A 390-nucleotide genomic window follows, 5' to 3' on the forward strand; every position below is an offset into this window, starting at 1 on the left:
GGCCAGAACGGCCAGGATCAGCAGCGGCAGAAGGGATCGGCGGGGCGCTTGGGCAGGTTTCATCGGTTCGGTGCCTGACATTCGACTGAGGGCCAGACTACGCCCGGCCCGCGCCGGGGACAATTCGAAAGCATGCTTGCGAAAAGCAATTTTCATGGGCGTTGTTGGGCATTATTGCAGAACTCGGCGTCGGAGCAGGGCTCTCCCTTACCCATTAAGCTCAGGCCAGGCGCTCGATTTCGGCGGTGCCGGGTGCGTTGAAGCGGTTCATGAGCGCGACGCGGATGTAGATCTCGGCCGCTTGTCTGTCGGGGTCTTGCGAGGCGATGCGCTCACCGAAGGATTTGAGGCAGCGCATCCTTGCCTCGATCCGACTTCGGACGTGATAGC

The 390-nt window shown here is 61.5% G+C and carries 1 pseudogene; it reads right to left on the bottom strand.

What is annotated here, in order from left to right:
* Window positions 1-220: 220 nt before the first annotated feature.
* Window positions 221-390 (bottom strand): annotated as a pseudogene (locus TW83_RS20330) (IS5/IS1182 family transposase); the annotation flags it as partial.

Origin of the sequence: Paracoccus sp. S4493 (genome assembly GCF_000967735.1) — a bacterium.
GTDB lineage: Bacteria > Pseudomonadota > Alphaproteobacteria > Rhodobacterales > Rhodobacteraceae > Paracoccus > Paracoccus marcusii.